The sequence below is a fragment of the Granulicella sp. L56 genome, assembly GCF_009765835.1.
Classification (GTDB): Bacteria; Acidobacteriota; Terriglobia; order Terriglobales; family Acidobacteriaceae; genus Edaphobacter.
This window is the reverse complement of record NZ_LMUS01000006.1, coordinates 603,045-617,472: the sequence shown is the minus strand read 5'-3', so window position 1 is coordinate 617,472 and position 14,428 is coordinate 603,045. Positions and strand designations below refer to the sequence as shown.

Below are 14,428 nucleotides of genomic sequence, written 5' to 3'. Positions count from 1 at the left end.
TGGTGGGAGAGTTGAGGGAATGCGGCTCTAAGGGCAAAAGCAGATCCTTCCGCTTCGCGGAAGGATGACAAACTCTTATTGGAGAGGGATGACAAGGTTTATATAGAAGCGTGATGAGAAAAGGATGAGGAACGAGACGATAGAAACTGTGTAACCTATTGATGTGCAAAGGTTTGCATGTTTCCGTTTTGACTTTGCGTTAATGTAAACGTGAGAAGTTTGAGCGCATAGCCCCCAGGGAGGGGGCTCCTCGAATGCGCATTCTTAAACTTTTGACTCTTGCCGCGGTCTTTGCAGCTCCGCTTGCGATGCACGCCTCTTCGCTTACCTATACCGATACGTTTACCGGCAGCGGCAGCGTTGGCGGTGTCGATTTCAATAACGCAGTGGTGACGTTTACCGCAACGGCAAATCCTGCAAGCTTGATTAATGAAGGCGGCGGCATCTTCGCTCTTTCGCCTTCGACGCCGGTCTCGTTCAGCATCGCCGGTGGCGTGAGCGGCGTGTTCACCGACAGCCTCCAGCTCTTTGTGAACCAGACGAGCAACATCGCGGGCCTGGGCGACAACACGAACGACTTCGCGCTGCTTTACACCTCAAACCCGGCGTTTGCGGCGTATGAGCTGGGAGCGATTGGAGCGACCTCGGGCTCGTCGATCTTCAACAACTTCGCCACCGATCTGGGCGAGGCTGTCTATGGAACGAACCAGGGTGGCTTGGATCTGACGGCAGCGGGAACCTCTACGTTCTCGGCGGTGGCTGCGTCGGAGGTTCCTGAGCCTTCTTCGCTAGTGCTGCTGGGCACGGGAGCGCTGGGTGCTTTGGGTGTGGTGCGGCGGAAGTTTTCTGCTGCTTAGTGCTGATGTGAATGGAAAAGCCTCTCCGGTGATTGCCGGAGAGGCTTTTCTGTTGGAGGGCGTTTTTAGAAGAGCAGCTTCAGACCGAATTGAATTTGGCGGGAGCTGGTGGCAGTGGAGGTGATGACGCCTGCGGTGGGGCTGGCGACTACGGGTGCAGTCTGGCTGGCTAGGTTGCCCTGGGTGGGGCCGGAGGAGATGACGACCTCGTTGGGCGTGGCGAAGTTAGTGTGGTTGAGGACGTTGAAGAACTCGGCGCGGAACTCGGCGTGGAGACGCTCGCCGAGCTGGGTGGATTTGTGCAGCGCGAGGTCGAGGTTGGTGAGGCCAGGGCCGACGAGGGTGTCGCGGCCAAGGTTGCCGAAGGTTCCATAGGCCGGTGCGCTGAAGGCGGCGGCGTTGAAGAACTGCTTCGGTGTGTGCAGGTAGAGGTTGCCGTGGAAGTTGGGATTGATATCGGGGCGGACGGGGTTGCGGGTGTCTCCGCTGCCGGTGGGGTTGTAGCCGAGTTGCGGCGAGAAGGGGAAGCCGGACTGAATGGCGGCGATGGCGCTGAGTGTCCAGCCGCTGATGGCGCGGTTGGCGAAGCCGTTGAAGTTTGCGCCGATGAGGTGGTTTGCTCCAAAGGGAAGATCGTAGGTGCCGTTGATGGAGGCGAGGTTGCGGATGTCGCTGGCGGAGGGGCCGTAGTCGATGTTGGGGTTGGCGGGGTACATGACGAAGGCGGGCGTGTTGGCGCTGACGCTGGTGTTCCATGCGGAGCCGTTGTCGAGGTTCTTCGACCAGGTGTAGTTGCCGCGAAGCTGGAAGCCGTTGGCGAAGCTGCGGTGCAGGTCGACCTCGAGGGCGTTGTAGTTGCTGATGCCCTGCGAGATCCACGAGGTGGTGTTGGCTACGAGCGGGTTGGCCTTGGTGGTGGTCGGATAGTAGATCGTTCCGTTGACCGTTGTGGTGACGGGTTCGTTGAGGTCGGCGGAGAGAATCTGATGGTAGCCGTGCGAGCCTACATAACCGAGGGTGAGTGAGGTGTTGGGAGCGAGTTGCTGCTCGACGCGGAGGTTCCAGCTCAGGACGGTGGGGGTGTAGATATCGGTCTGGACGTTGGAGGGCGAGACCAGTGAACTGGCTGACGGCTTGGTGTTGGCGGTGATGTTGAGGCTGGAGACGGGCACGTTCGAGAGTGCGAGCGTGGTGTTGTAGGGGGCGGACTGGTCGAGGCGGTAGTCGAGGTTATCGAGCAGCGAGCGGTGGATGCCGAAGCCTGCGCGGACGGAGGTCTTGCCGTTGCCGAGGACGTCCCACGCGAGGCCGACGCGCGGCTCGGGGAGGAATTTGGCGCGATTGGTGGCGAGTGCTGCGGAGCCTACGGTTGGATTGGTGTTGATGATTCCATTGGTGAAGCCGTAGTTGGAGGCGCGGCCCTGGGCCTCGTTAAAGCCATTGGTTGACTCGAAACGGAAGCCTGCGCGGACTTCGAGGCGTGGGGTGAAGTGGATGGTGTCCTCGATGTAGCCTGCGCCGAGGAAGGAGCGCCAGCCGAGCTCGGTCGGCGCGGGGACTACGGTGAAGGTCTTTACCGTGCCTTGCAGGAAGGTTGCGAGCGAGGCGAAGGAGGCCTGGCCATACTGGTTCTGGGCGAGGTTGTCGTTCGACTGCAGGCGCTGGATCCAGCCACCGGCTTCGATCTGGTGGCGTCCATGGCTCCAGAAGATGTGGTCGTCGAAGGTGAAGAGATTGCGGGTGGTGGTGTTGTCGGAGCCTACGTTGCCGCCTGCTCCGGTGATTTGTGACGAGCCATTCGAGGCGGTGCTGCCTGCGATGACGATGGCTCCGATAGGCTTGCCTTCGACCCAGCCGGGAATGTCAATCGGAGTTGAGCCAAGGAAGAAGAAGGATGCGCGGGAGAAGCCGAAGCGAGTGGTGTTGAGTAGTTTCGGGGAGAAGACGTGCTGTTCCTGCGCACTGAGGACCTGTTCGCGGAGACTCTCGTTGATGAGGGCGAGCGGGTTTTGCGTGGGCGTGTTGGCGGTGGAGTCGTCGATGGTGTAAGCGCTGAAGAAGAGGTCCTTGGGGCTGATGTTGTAGTCGAAGCGCGTGGTGCCGAAGTCTTCGCGGATGTGCTGCATGGGGCTGGAGAAGGCTTCGGCGATGCCGCTGCCGAGTTCGGGGCCGTTTGCTACCGGCCATAGGGCGAGCAGGGGTTTGACGCTGGCTACGGCGGCGGCACGGCTGGCGTTGTCGGGAACGAGCGTGACGTCGGATAGGCCGAGGTTCTGGCGGTAGCCCTCGTAGTTGGCGAAGAGGAGGAGCTTGTCCTTCTTGATGGGTCCGCCGAGCGAGCCACCGAAGTTGTTGCGCTGGAACTCGGGGATGGTGGCCTGGTCGAAGTAGTTGCGGGCATCGAGGGCGGAGTTGCGAATGAACTCGTAGGCGGAGCCGTGAAGTTTATTTGTGCCTGACGCGGTTACGATTGAGATCTGCGCGCCCTGGCGCTTGCCGTAGCTGGCGGAGTAGGTGTCGCTGACGACATTGAACTCGCGCACGGCATCGACGCCGAGGAGCTGGCCGCTGGTGCCGCCGGGGGTGACGTTGATGAGCGAGGCTCCGGTGTACTCGATTCCGTTGAGGAGGAAGAGATTGTCCTGTGGGCGACGGCCGGAGATGGCGAACATGTTGCCTACCGACGAATTTGACGTGCCGATGGTGCCGGAGCGCTGGCCGGTGTAGTTGACGACGCCGGGGTTCAGCGTGATGAGCTGGTCGTAGCTGCGGCCGTTGAGGGGGAGCTGTTTGATCTGGCGCTCGTCGACGAGGCCTGAGATCTCTTGCGTGGAGGTGTTGACGACGGAGGGCGTGTCCTGCACGGTGACCTGTTGCGCGACGGAATCGAGCGAGAGGGTGAGGTCGATCTGCTTGCTCTGGCCGACTGTGAGTCCGATTTCAGCGCGGCGTGCTGCGCTGAAGCCGGGAAGCTCTGCGGTGATGGTGTAGGTGCCCACGGGGATGGAGGGCGCGGCGTAGCGGCCGTCGGATGCGGTGACGAGATTACGCTCGTTGCCGGTCTCGTCGTTGTGGACGTGGACTTTGGCGTTGGCGAGGGCGGCGCCGGTGGAGTCGGTGACGGTGCCGGAGATGGTTCCGCCGACGATCTGCGCGTGCGCGGTGATTGCGATAAACAGCGCCAGCGTTGTGGCGATGAGGGGGAGCTTTTTGGTGATGAAGTGATACATGGGTGCCTCCAGAAGGTATATGTGGGAGCGCTCCTCGCTGGTTGGTTTAGGTGCGAGGTTGCGCGTTCTTTATGTTTTTAGGGGAGCTGGTTCTTGCTTAGGCGCAACAACAACAGCTTTGGAGGGTGATGCTGGGGCGAGAGTTTACTTCCCACCCTTCGCGATGAGACTGCGAAGGATGGGGCACCCGTGCATTTGAGGTGGTGTGGAAATCTATGTCCGAGAGTCCGGACATGGGGCGCCCGAGATTGTTTTGCGTCATCGTCATTGGATCGCTCCGTGACGGTAGCTCAAGTAGACAAGGCCGAGCGTAACCAGAGCGATAAAAATTTCACCGAGGATGCCGACGATGAGAGGCCGCCAACCCTGTCCAACGAGGTCGCGCAGGTTGGTGCGGACACCTACGCCAGCGAAGGCGGGAAGGAAGGCCCAGCGCGAAAGATTGGAGAGGCTGTTGAGCTGTCCGTGGGTGAAGAATCCGGCGGTGGCGAGGACGGAGATGGCGATGAAGCCGAGGACGAACTTGGGAAACTTCTGCCAGAGGAAGAGCGCCTTGTTTTCGACGGCGGTGGCTTGGCCCTTCGATGCCCAGTAGACGGCATAACCGAGGACGACGAAACCGAGGAAAGACGAGCGCGCGGTTTTAGAGAGAACAGCGAAGCGCCCGGCGACATCGCCATAGATGGCTCCGGTGACGGTGGCTTCGGCGGTGTTGTCGACGGCGAGGCCGGCCCAGATGCCGTAGGACTGCTGGCTCATGTGGAGCGCGTGGCCGATGGCGGGGAAGGTGAAGAGAGCGATGGCGCCGAGGGTGAGGATGGCCGCCATCGCGGTGGAGGTGTCCTCTTCGCTGGAGTCGATGGCTCCCTGCGTGGCCATGATGGCGGTGACTCCGCAGATGCTGCTGCCGATGGCGAGAAGGCTGGTGAGTTTGGGCGGGAGTTTGAAGATACGCCCGAGCAGCGTCATGACGGAGAGCGAGAGGACCAGCTCGATGGCGACGAGAACGAGGGTCATGCCGCCGATGTGGAAGAGGTCCTGCATGAGGAAGCGTGCGCCGATGAGGACGATGCCGAGCTTGAGCCAGAGCTCGTAGGTGGCGACGCCGGGCTGGAAGATGCGGGCGACGCCGAAGGTGTTGCTGATGACGAGGCCGAGGATGATGGCCCAGAGGACGTACTCGATGTGGGGAAGTAGCCAGGTGGGATGTTCAGCGTGTAGGACGGCGAAGGTGTGTTCAAAGACTTTGCCCAGAAGACCGACGCCGAAGAGCAGCGCCATGCCTGGAATCGTCTTAACGAAACGTGAGGCAGGGGACGGGGCCGAACTGGCAGTCGGGTTGGGTAAAGTGTGGGCTGACATTTTTTAGAGGCGGCGGCTGAACGGCGAGGGCCCGGTGACTAGAAAGGGATGGAGGGGATGATGTTGAAACGGATGAGTGCGGCGAGGGCAAGGGCAATGGTTACCGCGATGAGATCGACGTTGATCGATAGCCGGTTGGCGGCGTGTGGCTTGATCGGGGTGCGGTCCTGAGAGGTTGCCATGGTGAAGTCTCCTGCATTTCGTTCGGGAAAAAGAAAAACCCACGTATCGCGATTTACGCTGATACGTGGGTTCCTGAAGTGTCTAAGCCTGAATTTGTGTTATTCGCTTAGGTCTGGGAAGATCCAACGCAGCAGCCGTCGCCCGTACAACAAAGGCAACAGGTACAAGCTGCGATGTGCATCAATCCCATGCCTTGAGACTAAGGAGTTTATGCGGAAACGTCAAGTATTTGGCGCGAAGAGGAAGGCTTAAAAAGGAAACCCACGCAGCGCGGTGGGGGCTGTTGCGTGGGTATTCCGGTAAAGCAACGAAGTGGGTGGACTTCGTTATGACTGACTCAACCCGAAGGGAGTCTTGCCACCCCTTTAAGGTAAAGCGAAAGGTGGGTAGAGTCAAGGGAGATTTAGTGAGAGTGGAAAGAATTGATTTGATTGGAGATGCTTTGTGTGTGGCGTTAGCGGAAGAGGCGAAAACTCGTCCAGTAAAGGCAACGGCAAAGACGAAATACAGGGGTCTCTCCACTGCGCTTCGCTTCGGTCGAGATGACGTTCGGGGTTTTAGGACAAACTTAGAGACGGCAGATGAGGAGTTCGCGCTCGTAGATCATCTCGGGAGGGAGGTGATCGTGGACGAGGAGGAACAACTCTTCGTGGTCCATGACCTCGTGACGCCATTGGGTGCGGTCGACTTTTTGAAGCTCGTCGAAGGCTTCGCGAGGGAAGTCGAGGCCCTTCCAATTAATGTCGTCGTAGTGGGGCGTCCAGCCGATGGGGGTTTCCTTGCCGAGGGCGCGGCCGTGGACGCGGTCGACGATCCATTTGAGGACGCGCATGTTTTCACTGAAGCCGGGCCAGAGGAATTTGCCGTCGGCATCTTTGCGAAACCAGTTGACGTGGAAGACGCGTGGCGTGACGGAGAGGTTGCGCTGCATACGCAGCCAGTGACGGAAGTAGTCCCCCATGTGGTAGCCGCAGAAGGGAAGCATGGCCATAGGGTCGCGGCGGACTTTGCCTAAGATGCCACCGGCGGCAGCGGTGATTTCGCTGCCCATGGTGGCTCCGATGTAGACACCGGCGGACCAGTTGAAGGCCTGGTAGACGAGCGGCATGGTGTTGGCGCGGCGGCCGCCGAAGATGAAGGCGGAGATGGGGACGCCGTCAGGTGCCTCCCAGTCGGGATCGATGGTGGGGCACTGGCTGGCGGGCGCGGTGAATCGTCCGTTGGGATGGGCGGCGGGTTTGCCGGTCTTTTTGCCGATGGCGGGCGTCCACTTGTTGCCTTGCCAGTCGAGACACTCAGCGGGCGGCTTGTCGGTCATGCCCTCCCACCAGACACCGCCGTCGGGGGTGAGAGCGACGTTGGTGAAGATGGTGTTTTTGGCCAGCGTGGCCATGGCGTTGGGATTGGTCTTGGCAGAGGTGCCGGGGGCTACGCCGAAAAAACCTGCCTCGGGATTGATGGCTCGGAGCTGGCCGGTGGCGTCGGGTTTGATCCAGGCGATGTCGTCGCCGATGGTCCAGACCTTCCAGCCTTCGAAGCCAGCGGGCGGGATCATCATAGCGAAGTTGGTCTTGCCACAGGCGGAGGGGAAAGCGGCGGCGACGTAGGTCTTTTCGGTCTTGCCTTTTTTGTCGGGTGGGGATTCGACGCCGAGGATTAACATGTGCTCGGCCATCCAGCCCTCGTCGCGGGCGATGTTGGAGGCGATGCGGAGGGCGAAGCATTTTTTGCCGAGCAACGCGTTGCCGCCGTAGCCACTGCCGTAGCTCCAGATTTCGCGGGTCTCGGGGAAGTGGACGATGTACTTGGTGTCGTTGCAGGGCCAGGGGACGTCTTTTTCTCCGGGCGCGAGCGGCGCGCCGACGGAGTGGAGGCAGGGGACGACGCGCTTGATGTCCTTGTCGATCTCGGCGAAGACGGGAGCGCCGATACGGGCCATGATGCGCATGTTGACGACGGCGTAGGCGGAGTCGGTGAGCTGGACGCCGATCTGCGACATGGGAGAGCCGACGGGGCCCATGCTGAAGGGCATGACGTACATGGTGCGGCCCTTCATGCTGCCGCGAAAGAGCTGCTTGAGCTTGCGGCGCATGGTGAAGGGGTCTTCCCAGTTGTTGGTGGGGCCGGCGTTGTCTTTGGAGAGCGAGCAGATGAAGGTGCGGTCTTCGACGCGGGCTACGTCGTTGGGGGCCGAGCGGGCGTAGAAGCAGCCGGGCCAGATTTTTTCGTTGAGCGGGAAGAAGGTTCCGGCTTCGACAAGGAGATCGCAGAGATGGTCGTACTCTTTTTGGGAGCCGTCGATCCAGTGGATGCGGTCGGGCTGGGTGAGTTCCGCCATCTTTTCGACCCAGCGGATGAGGTGCTTGTTGGTGGTGGGAGGAGTGGCGGTGGAGAGTGCTGTTTTCATAGGCACAAGAACTCCTTGGTCTCCATGGTTCGCCTCGGGACGGAATGGTGTCAATGGGGATCGCACGTCTGTTCGCTTATCGAACGATTGTTCCGTTCGATGAGGGATGCAGTAGACTTCCGGCGAGGGAGAATTTGATGGCTATTGGTTGGACCAAAATTCTGATTGCTGCGTGTGCAATGACGAGTGTGATGGCGATGGCACAGGGTGATCCGCCACGGCTCTTCGATGCGGCGACGGCAGCGCAGAGGGCTCCGGGAACGAAGGTGCGGATTGATCTGATTGGCGACTCGACGCAGACGAATAATGCGGGGTATGGGCGGGGGGTCTGCGCGAATGTGATGGCGACGGTGGACTGCGTGAATATGGCCAAGGGTGGCGCGAGCACAAAGACGTTTCGCGAGCAGGGGCTGTGGCAGGAGAGCCTGGAGACGAAGCCGGACTACATGCTGATCCAGTTTGGCCATAACGATATGGAGTCGGCGGACCATTTGCCGCGACAGACGACGATGGCGGAGTATGAGACGAACCTGCGGCGGTTTGTGAATGAGGCGCGTGCGGCTGGCATCAAGCCGGTGTTGGTGACTCCGCTGACGCGTAGGTACTTTGGCGCGGACGGGAAGATTCACTCAGACCTGACGGCGCACGCGGAGACGATGAAGAAGGTTGCGGCGGAGATGAAGGTGCCGGTGATCGACCTGCAGCGGGACAGTATTGCCTACCTCGACCGGGTGGGCGAGAAGGCAGGCGATGAACTGGCGATTACGAAGAAGGACAACGACGGCAAGACGATCTTCGACAAGACGCATTTGAACTGGCAGGGAAGTTATGTGTTTGGGCGAATCGTCGCCGTCGATATGGGCAAGGCGGTTCCGGCGTTGCAGCAGTATGTACGACCTGAGGCAGCCGTGCTTCCAACGGCAGGCGTGAAGGCGATGAAGGTGATTCGTGGCGGCCCGGTGAAGATTGTGCTGGTTGGCGATTCGACCGTGAATGCCGGAGGCGGATGGGGCAAGGGCTTTTGCGCGATCGTGACTGCGAATGTTACCTGTGTGAACGAGGCGCTGAATGGGCGCAGCTCGAAGAGCTTTATCGACGAGGGAGCCTGGGCGAAGGCGCTGGCGGACAAAGGAGATTACTACCTGATTCAGTTTGGGCACAACGACCAGAAGAAGGACGTGGCGCGAGCAACTGATCCGGATACGACCTATGCGGCGAATCTTCGACGCTATATACGGGACGTGCGGGCGATTGGGGTGGTGCCCGTGATTGTGACTTCTCTGTCGCGGCGGAATTATAAGGATGGAGTTCTGGTGCAGGACTTGACTGCTTATGTGAATGCGGCGAAGCGTGTGGCCATGGAAGAAGATGTCACTCTGGTTGATCTGAATGCGATGTCGGTGAAGCTGCTGGAAGGGATGACGCAGGCACAGGCGGATGAGTTTGATGCCAGTGGGCATCCGGATGCTAAGGCGGAGCGGAAAGAGGAGACGAAGCTCGACCGGACGCATTTGAATGCGAAGGGACAGGCGTTGTTTGGGCGGATGGTTGCCGATAGCCTGATTCGTATGCAGGTGGAATTGGGGCCGGATGTGGTGGGTCAGCCTGCGGCTACGACTACGGGAAAGTGATCAGTCCTGCTAGGCAGTATCGACATATAGAAACGAGGGGCTGGATAGAATGTGGTGAAAAATAGCGAGAAAATGTCGACACCACAAGACAACCGCCGGTCCTTCGACTCCGCCTCACGCGATAAAACTGCGAGAGGCTTCGCTCAGGATGACAACTTCTAAATTCTCAATCACTTGCACTCAATCTATATGTCGATACTGCTAGGAGTGCCTGGAAGATGCGTCGGTGATTTCGATCGGCGCATGGGTGCGGTTGCGCCAGAATTCGAGTAGCGTCGCGGCGATGGTGAAGGTGACCGGGCCGAGAATGATTCCGGTGATGCCGAAGACGGCGATGCCGCCGAGGATGGAGATGAGGATGGTAGCGGTATGGCTGCGCAGGCGCGTGCCGACCAGAATGGGGTAGAGGAAGTTATCGATGGTGCTGACGATGACGCCTCCCCAGATGGCCAGCAGCAGAGCCTTTCCCCAATGGCCGGAGATGCCAAGGTAGATGGCGATGGGACCCCAGATGAGGAAGGCTCCGAAGGCGGGGATCATGGCGAAGGCAGCAGTGGAGAAAGCCCAGAGGATGATGCCGGGGACTCCGAGCGCCCAGAAGGCGAAGCCGGCGAGGACGCCCTGCACTCCGGCGACGGCCAGCCTGCCGAGAGCGGTGGCGTAGATGGTATCGCCTAATCTTTCGAGGAGTTCGTGGCTCTCATCTTCGCGGAGCGGCAGAAGAGATCGAAGGAAGGCCAGGGCAAGATCGCGGTCGCGGAAGAGGAAGAAGAGGATGAATACCATGACCACGATCTGGGTGAGGGCGCGGAAAGAGTTGCCGAGAACACCGGCGAGTTTGCTGCCGACGTAGGCCGCGGTGGTTTGAGCGGCGTGGCCGGGGTCGATGGAGTTGGAGACGGTTTCGATGCCGGAGGCGAGGGTGGGATGGCTGCCGATGAACTCGCTGAACCTCTGCTGGCTGGCGTCGTCGCGCAGGGCGCTGATGGCGGTGAGGGCCTGCTTGCCGATGTTCTGCGCGAGGAAATAGCCGGGGACGATGACGGCGAGCATCACCAGGATGACTGCGACAGCGGCGGCGGTGGAGCGGTGCCTGATCTTTGAGGCCAGCCAGTTATACGGGCGCTGGGTGATGACGGCCAGGACGATCGCTCCGAGGATGGCAGTGAAGAAGGGATAGAGCAGAAGACCGCAGACGGCGAGGATGGCAAGGGTCAGAAGATAAAAAGTGATCTGCTTCCATGTCGTTTCTTCGTGGCTGGACGGCATTAGCTCTACTCCCTGGGATGAGTGACGGATGTGACCTTGCAGTGAGTAAGATGCTTCAGACGGCTATTCGTCGCGAAGGGTCATCGTTCCGCTAATTTATCTCAATTGCAGCGCCGAGCGAGGTAAGATTATTTTTCCCGGGCCCCGAAGCAGGAGGATGAGATGGCAAAGAAGATCATCATTTGCGCGGATGGGACGTGGAACTCGTCTCATGGCGTCGGAGCTTTCGCAAACGATACGAATGTTCGCAAACTGTTTTGCGCGCTGGCCGATACTCCGGACCAGATGCGGTACTACGACAGCGGAGTGGGAACCGATGGCACACCGATCGACCATTTGGCTGGCGGTGCCATGGGGGATGGGCTGTTCGAGAAGGTGCAGGATGGGTACGAGTTTCTGGCCTATGTCTGGGACCCGGGAGACGAGATCTACATCTTCGGGTTCAGCCGTGGAGCGTATACGGCGCGCAGCCTGGGCGGAATGATCGCAGGGTTCGGTGTGCCGAACAAGAACTTCGACAATATGACCGTGCAGAAGATCTTCGCGGCTTACCGTCAGACCGATCCGAAGCTGCGGGCCAGCATGAAGGCAGATTTGAATACGGAGTATGCGCTGGCCGAGGCCGACGTGCGGATGGTTGGGGTATGGGACACGGTGGGGTCGCTGGGTGTGCCGGGCATACTCTTCAGCGTGTTGCATCAGCAGAAGTATGGCTTCCTGGATACGTCGCTGCATCCGTGTGTGAAGAATGCCTATCATGCGGTCTGCATCGACGAGCGGCGCGCGCAGTTCAAGCCTACGCTGTGGACGAACTCGGACGGGTCGCCGCGGGCCAATGACGATAAGGTGCAGCAGGTGTGGTTTTCCGGCGTCCACTGCGACATCGGCGGAGGCTATGACGATTGCCAGTTGTCGGAGATTACGCTGGGCTGGATGATGAAGAACGCGATCAAGTGCGGGCTCGTGTTCAGCGACGATGCCATGGCGAAGTATCTGAACGTCGATCCTGAAAATGCGCAGGGGGCGGTGCATGATGAGTGGAAGATTGTTCCCTGGGGCGTTCCGGAACATCGCGAAGTTCCGGACAATGCGGTGATGGCCAATACGGTGCAGGCGCGTCTGGACAAGGTGGCAGCGTATCGGCCGGAGAACCTGACTGTAACGGCGAAGGGGAAGCTGAAGGGATATCAGGTGGTCGATGTGCTGGCCTGACGGTTCTGCGAAGCGAATGAGTGATTTGACGGGGGTTCAAGAGCTGCGGAACATTCTCTTTCATCACGGCGTACCTACTGATACTTCGGCTGTGGATAGGAGAGTTATGCCTCTGCGAATTCGATTCTCATCGGCTTGGTCGGCGATGGCCGTGTTAGTGGCTATCTCGTTTTGTGGCAGCGTAGCAACGTTCGGACAGAAGCCTGACGGCGATATTGAGCTTCATGCCAACTCTCATGCCAGTGCGGCGGGGATCGGCTTGCCTGTCTATCCCGGAGCCACGTTATACAAAGGCAAGGACGACGATTCGGGAGGCGATCTGGGACTAAGCTTCGGCGATTTTCATTTCAGCCTGATGGCGATCAATTATGTGACGAAGGATTCGCCGGAGCAGGTTTTAAATTTCTATCGCAAGCCACTCTCGCACTATGGGCAGGTTCTTGAATGCGACCACGGCAAGCCGGTGGGCGCGCTCACCGTGACGCGCAGCGGTCTGACCTGCGACTTGAAAGACAGTGGCAATAAGGCCTCTTACTCTTCCACAAATCACGAAATCCGCGCGGGCTCTCCCCATCAGTTTCGTATCGTGGGGATTGATGAATCTCATGCCGGCTCCACTCGCTTTGCTCTCGTCTACCTTGAGTTGCCTAAGGACAACGGCAAACAAGCGCAGTAGTGCAGGGTAGCTCGTTGAGATTTTTGCTGAGCCATCGTTCTGTGATTGTTTGCCATCCAAAAGAAGCGTAAGGAGAGATGACGATGAGATTTTATAAAGCAGCTACTGCGGCGCTTGCGTTGTCGTTCTTGCTGGGCGGCACGAGCTTTGCCCAGACGAATGTCGATGAGACGCATGAGACTCAGAAACAGTTGAAGCAGCAGCATAAGGCCGACAAGGCGCAGGCGAAGGCGGACAAGGCCGAGCGCAAGGCCCTGAAGACGAAGCAGAAGAAGAAGGCCGATAAGGCGCAGGACAAGGCAGATCGGGAAGCTGCGAAGGCGGCTGCTGGCCCGCAGTAACGTCTCTGTTGCGCAGGTGCCCTGTCTCTGAATGGAGACAGGGCACCTTGTTTTGCGGAGTATTCTGGTGCGTGGTGAAATCTGATTTCGAGCCTTAAAAATTCATTGAGAAAGTGTAGATCATGGCGCGTCTCGATGCGTGGACGGCAGGGGAGGTAAGGGCATCGAAGCGAAGCTGATGCGCTTTCGATTCCAGGTGTAGGTCATGTCGAGTTCGCCGTCTTTGTCCTGGATGATGGCGGGATAGGAGTATTCGCCTGGCTCGTCTTCGAGGGTGGCGAAGATTTTGAAGTGCTCTCCGTCGGAGCTGATAGCTACGTTGAGTGGACTGCGGTCCTTGGTGCTGTTGTTGAAGATGAGGACGATGCGTCCGTCGCGAAGGCCGACGGCGTCGATGCCGGAGTTCGGGTTGGGAAGGTCGGTTGGGTGGGCCTCGGTCCAGGTGAAACCATTGTCGAAGGAGTCGGCGACGCAGATGCGCGCGATGTCGGAGGTGGAGCGGGCGTAGAGGCGGAGATGCTTTTTGCCGAGCGATACGATGGCGGGTTGAATGATTCCGTGGACGTTTTCCTTTGCGTCGATTGGAGGCTGCGGCGGAGGCGCGCTCTGTGATGGCACGGTGATGGGGCCGATCTTCTGCCAGGTTTTGCCGTTGTCGGTGCTGCGGTCGATCCATGCGGCCCAGGAGGAGTAGCTTTCGACGGACGTGCCGCTGACGATGGTGCCGTCGGCGAGGACGAGCGGCTTGTCTTTGATGGGGCCGAGGAGACCGGCGGGAAGATGTTCCGATTGCGACCAGGTCTTGCCGTCGTCGTTGCTTACGAGGCGGGCGCCGGTCCAGGTGCGGGCGCTGGGGCCGAACTTGTAGTAGAGCCAGAGCTTGCCGTCGGTGGTGTGGAAGAGGACGGGGTTCCAGCAGGCGATGTTGGGCTCGCGAATGAGCAGGAAGGGCGCCGACCAGTGGCCTGCTGCGCGGCGAGAGCCCCAGATGGCGACGTCGGGCGCGTTTTCGTGGGATCCGCCAAACCATGCGGCGAGCAGATCGCCGTTGCGCAATTGGACGAGGGTGGAGGCGTGAGCAGAGGGGAAGGGTGCTGAGGTGTAGATGAACTCTTTCGATATTGTGGCAGGCTTTGCGTGGGCGAGCGGGGAAAGAGCGATGAGGATAGCCACGCAGAGGAGATGCAGCTTTTGTGAGCAGGCCATGGTTAAGGCTTATCACAAGAAAATTCTAAGTGGTGAGGTACGTCGTTGTTAGGG

At 59.5% G+C, this 14,428-nt stretch carries 11 protein-coding genes; 5 read left to right on the top strand and 6 right to left on the bottom strand.

Translation table 11 applies throughout. The annotated features are described in order from the left end of the window. Window positions 1-254: 254 nt before the first annotated feature. Entirely contained in the window at window positions 255-857 is a 603-nt protein-coding gene (locus GSQ81_RS10430; protein ID WP_158910694.1) for a PEP-CTERM sorting domain-containing protein, read from the top strand. 65 nt (window positions 858-922) lie between these two features. On the opposite strand, the gene GSQ81_RS10425 is transcribed toward GSQ81_RS10430, so the two are convergent. The 4 genes from GSQ81_RS10425 to GSQ81_RS10410 all read right to left on the bottom strand — a co-directional run bounded on the left by GSQ81_RS10425 (window position 923) and on the right by GSQ81_RS10410 (window position 8,039). Beyond that, the gene (locus GSQ81_RS10425; protein WP_158910693.1) at window positions 923-4,087 is read right to left on the bottom strand and encodes a TonB-dependent receptor; all 3,165 of its coding nucleotides are present in this window, start codon (window positions 4,085-4,087) and stop codon (window positions 923-925) included. A gap of 264 nt (window positions 4,088-4,351) precedes the next feature. Then, window positions 4,352-5,368 (bottom strand): YeiH family protein, encoded by a 1,017-nt coding sequence (locus tag GSQ81_RS10420; RefSeq protein ID WP_254060113.1) that lies wholly within the window; start codon window positions 5,366-5,368, stop codon window positions 4,352-4,354. Window positions 5,369-5,487: 119 nt separating this feature from the next. Then, window positions 5,488-5,631, bottom strand: a complete 144-nt coding sequence (locus GSQ81_RS10415; RefSeq protein WP_158910691.1) for a hypothetical protein — start codon at window positions 5,629-5,631, stop codon at window positions 5,488-5,490. A 569-nt stretch (window positions 5,632-6,200) separates the two neighbouring features. Next, window positions 6,201-8,039 (bottom strand): phosphoenolpyruvate carboxykinase (GTP), encoded by a 1,839-nt coding sequence (locus GSQ81_RS10410; protein ID WP_158910690.1) that lies wholly within the window; start codon window positions 8,037-8,039, stop codon window positions 6,201-6,203. Window positions 8,040-8,176: 137 nt separating this feature from the next. Between GSQ81_RS10410 and GSQ81_RS10405 the strand changes: the two genes are divergently transcribed. Then, window positions 8,177-9,670 carry a GDSL-type esterase/lipase family protein gene (locus GSQ81_RS10405; RefSeq protein ID WP_174237963.1) on the top strand — a complete coding sequence of 498 codons (1,494 nt, stop codon included), beginning with the start codon at window positions 8,177-8,179 and terminating at the stop codon, window positions 9,668-9,670. A 201-nt stretch (window positions 9,671-9,871) separates the two neighbouring features. Here the strand turns inward: GSQ81_RS10405 and GSQ81_RS10400 are convergent, their stop codons facing one another. Further along, window positions 9,872-10,939, bottom strand: coding sequence for an AI-2E family transporter (locus tag GSQ81_RS10400; RefSeq protein ID WP_158910689.1), 1,068 nt, complete (start codon window positions 10,937-10,939; stop codon window positions 9,872-9,874). A 162-nt stretch (window positions 10,940-11,101) separates the two neighbouring features. On the opposite strand from GSQ81_RS10400, the gene GSQ81_RS10395 reads away from it, so the two are divergent. The 3 genes from GSQ81_RS10395 to GSQ81_RS10385 all read left to right on the top strand — a co-directional run bounded on the left by GSQ81_RS10395 (window position 11,102) and on the right by GSQ81_RS10385 (window position 13,168). Beyond that, a complete protein-coding gene (locus GSQ81_RS10395; RefSeq protein WP_158910688.1) occupies window positions 11,102-12,151 on the top strand; it encodes a DUF2235 domain-containing protein in 1,050 nt (349 codons plus the stop codon). A gap of 106 nt (window positions 12,152-12,257) precedes the next feature. Further along, window positions 12,258-12,827, top strand: coding sequence for a hypothetical protein (locus GSQ81_RS10390; RefSeq protein WP_158910687.1), 570 nt, complete (start codon window positions 12,258-12,260; stop codon window positions 12,825-12,827). A gap of 83 nt (window positions 12,828-12,910) precedes the next feature. Beyond that, the gene (locus GSQ81_RS10385; RefSeq protein ID WP_158910686.1) at window positions 12,911-13,168 is read left to right on the top strand and encodes a hypothetical protein; all 258 of its coding nucleotides are present in this window, start codon (window positions 12,911-12,913) and stop codon (window positions 13,166-13,168) included. 120 nt (window positions 13,169-13,288) lie between these two features. Here GSQ81_RS10385 and GSQ81_RS10380 read toward each other — a convergent pair whose 3' ends face one another. After that, window positions 13,289-14,374, bottom strand: a complete 1,086-nt coding sequence (locus tag GSQ81_RS10380; RefSeq protein WP_158910685.1) for an exo-alpha-sialidase — start codon at window positions 14,372-14,374, stop codon at window positions 13,289-13,291. Window positions 14,375-14,428: the final 54 nt, after the last annotated feature.